Here is a 3,153-nt window from a genome sequence, read left to right as displayed (position 1 = left end):
GTAAATTTTCAGCGTTGCTGGCTCCCCGTCAGCCGGATTGGGTTGCATCGCAGGGGTGTCGAAAGAGTCAACTGCGGTCCAAAGCTGTTGGACTTGGGTGAAAAGGGCGTTTATTCTTCCTATACGTTTATGCAAATTTTTATTTGGTTTAAGATTTGTAACCAGTATTAGTAGTTTTTTATATGTAAAAACACCATTATTTTGTATGCTTGCTATATGTCCAATTTAAATGGCAATAGTTGACAAACTGTACGTTTCATCTTATAATCAATTATATTAAATTAATTATATAAACTATTAAAGATTATGCAATTAAAGGGAATTTATGGAAAGAAATATTAGGGATTCACAAAATTTCTTACACGATAAAAAATTAGTTAGTAGCCTTGTTGAAAATAGCAATATAAATAATACTGACATTGTATATGAAATAGGTCCGGGAAAAGGCATAATAACCGAACATTTATTAAGAGTAAGTAAAAGTGTAATTGCAATTGAATTAGACACCTCTTTGTATCAATTTTTAAAGCAAAACTTGAATAGTCAAAAACTAACACTTATCAATCAAGATTTTATGAATATAAAACTTCCTGATGGCAATTATAAAGTTTTTTCTAATATACCGTTTAATATGACGGGAGAAATCTTAACAAGATTACTAACAGCAATCAACCCGCCACAAGATATGTATATTATAATGCAGTACGAAGCAATGTTAAAATACGCAGGCACTCCATATTATAAAGACACATTAAAATCACTTATGTTCAAACCGTTATATGATATAAAACTGGCTTATGAGTTTTTGCCTTCAGATTTTAAACCAAAACCCAACGTGTCTATAGTTCTTGTGCATTTCCATAAAAAAGAATATTGCGATATAAAAAAAGCAACAATGTTAGAATATTGGGATTTTTTATCATATATGTATACTGCCCCAGGATTAAATTTTAAACAAAAAACAAAAAATATTTTTTCTTATGAACAGCAAAAACGTTTGAAAAAAATTATCAATTTAGATAGTGAACTAAATTTTTCCGATTGGACATATATTCAATGGATTAAAATGTTCGATACATATAAGCAATTTGTATGCCAAGACAAGAAAAAACTTGTAGAAGGTTCTTATCAAAAACTTTTAAAAGAACAATCAAAATTAGAAAAAGTCCACAGAAGCAGAACTCAAAGATATTAAATAAAAGGGGTACTTAATTGGAAAAAGGTTACTACATATTTGCATATGTAGAGATAAACAAGTATGCCAATTTTTATAAAACAGATACAAAAAGGCACGACCAAAATATTTCACTTTGGGAATATGATGGTGGTAAATTGTCATTATTAAGATATTGGGAACTAGAGCGTTTATCCAGAATAAAACATCATAATAAAGCTTTTTATTCTGAAACTCAATTCAAAAATATTGTAAATGTTTTATTATCTGAATTTAATCTGCAATTATCAGATATAAAAGAAATTTATGCATACCCTTATTTAAATGACAAGCAACAAAAAATTGAGTATATCGATAATAATTATAATTATCATTCAATATGTCATATGTTTTCGTCGTTATTAATGAATACTTCTGATTTTTACAACGAAAATATGCTGTCTTTTAGTGTGGATTTAGATTCAGACTATATATCAGAAAAAAAAGACAATAAAAAGAATGATTATATAGGTTGTTTTTCACAAAAAGGTAAATTAAACCTTTTTCCAATCGAATCTCCAGCTCCATTATGGTCGGTGGCATCTCATGACTTTAAATTGGGAGAAGGAACATTAATGGCTCTTTCAAGCGCATTAAAAACAGACGTGCATAATAAGCCCTACCCTTCCCAGGGCCAGGTTTGGGCGTGCGGATACTCGGTGCGGTCAAAAAAGAATATGCTGATTTACTGCGTGAAGCCGATGCGATCTTTATCGAAGAGTTGCGTGCGGCGGGCTGGTACCACAAAACCAGTCAGGCCTTCGCTGTGTTCCTGCCAGTTAAATCAGTCGGCGTAGTGGGTGATGGTCGGCGCTACGAGTGGGTTATTGCACTGCGCGCAGTAGAAACCGTGGATTTTATGACCGCGCGCTGGGCACACTTGCCTTACGACTTGCTAGAGAAAGTCTCCAACCGCATCATCAATGAGCTCTCAGGTGTCTCTCGCGTGACCTATGACGTGAGCTCTAAACCGCCGGCGACGATTGAGTGGGAGTGACTGGCACTCACAGGCAATGTCTGGCACTGGCTGGCATCACAGCTGAGACTTCAATATCTCGCAGCTGAGCGATAAACTGTATAAAAACACAGTATCGCAAGGATGCGGATCATGCCCCAAGTGGCGGCCAGGATGGCCAGCCGGGACGAGAACACTGGTCGTTACCAGCGTCACCGGCCCGAGCAAACCCTGCTCTATCGGATCGTCGAAGAATACTACCCGACGTTCGCTGCCCATTTGGCGGCGCAGGGCAGGGAACTGCCCGGTTATGTGCAACGCGAGTTTGACGCCTACCTCAAATGCGGCCGTCTCGAACACGGCTTTCTGCGGGTGCGTTGTGAGTCGTGTCACGCTGAGCACCTGGTTGCGTTCAGCTGCAAACGTCGGGGCTTCTGTCCTAGTTGTGGCGCACGGCGTATGGCCGAAAGCGCCGCGCTACTGGTCGATGAGGTTCTGCCCGTACAGCCCATGCGCCAATGGGTACTCAGCTTTCCCTTTCAATTGCGCTTTCTGTTCGCCAGCCGGCCGGAGGTCATGGGCCGGGTGTTGGGCATCGTTTACCGCGTCATCGCCACGCATCTGGTCAAGAAAGCGGGCTATACCCACCAAGCGGCCAAGACCGGTGCCGTCACCCTGATCCAGCGCTTCGGCAGTGCACTGAACCTCAACATTCACTTTCACATGCTGTTCCTCGATGGCGTGTACGTTGAGCGTCCCAATGGAACAGCCCGGTTCCTCTGGGTCAGGGCGCCGACCAGCGCCGAACTCACCCAACTGGCGCACACCATCGCCCATCGGGTCGGCCGCTATTTGGAGCGGCAAGGCCTGCTGGAACGGGATGTCGAAAACAGCTATCTGGCCTCGGATGCGGTGGATGACGACCCGATGACACCCCTGCTGGGGCACTCGATCACTTACCGTATCGCTGTCGGTTCACAGGCGG

The 3,153-nt window shown here is 41.3% G+C and carries 2 protein-coding genes and 1 pseudogene; all 3 read left to right on the top strand.

Features of this window, described 5'->3' with window-relative positions; translation table 11 throughout:
* The first annotated feature begins 325 nt into the window (after window positions 1–325).
* Complete coding sequence (gene erm, locus FTU05_RS17445; RefSeq protein WP_112777917.1) at window positions 326–1,195, top strand: 23S ribosomal RNA methyltransferase Erm; 870 nt, start codon at window positions 326–328, stop codon at window positions 1,193–1,195.
* Between the two features lie 640 nt (window positions 1,196–1,835).
* A pseudogene (locus tag FTU05_RS17440) lies at window positions 1,836–2,210 on the top strand (GMP synthase (glutamine-hydrolyzing)); the annotation flags it as partial.
* Window positions 2,211–2,321: 111 nt separating this feature from the next.
* Window positions 2,322–3,153, top strand: an 832-nt coding sequence (locus FTU05_RS17435; protein ID WP_180082739.1) for a transposase zinc-binding domain-containing protein, incomplete at its 3' end; no start/stop codon positions are given.

Origin of the sequence: Acinetobacter sp. YH12049 (genome assembly GCF_013419875.1) — a bacterium.
Classification (GTDB): domain Bacteria; phylum Pseudomonadota; class Gammaproteobacteria; order Pseudomonadales; family Moraxellaceae; genus Acinetobacter; species Acinetobacter amyesii.
Note: the sequence above shows the minus strand (reverse complement) of the source record. Positions and strands in the feature narration are given on the sequence as shown.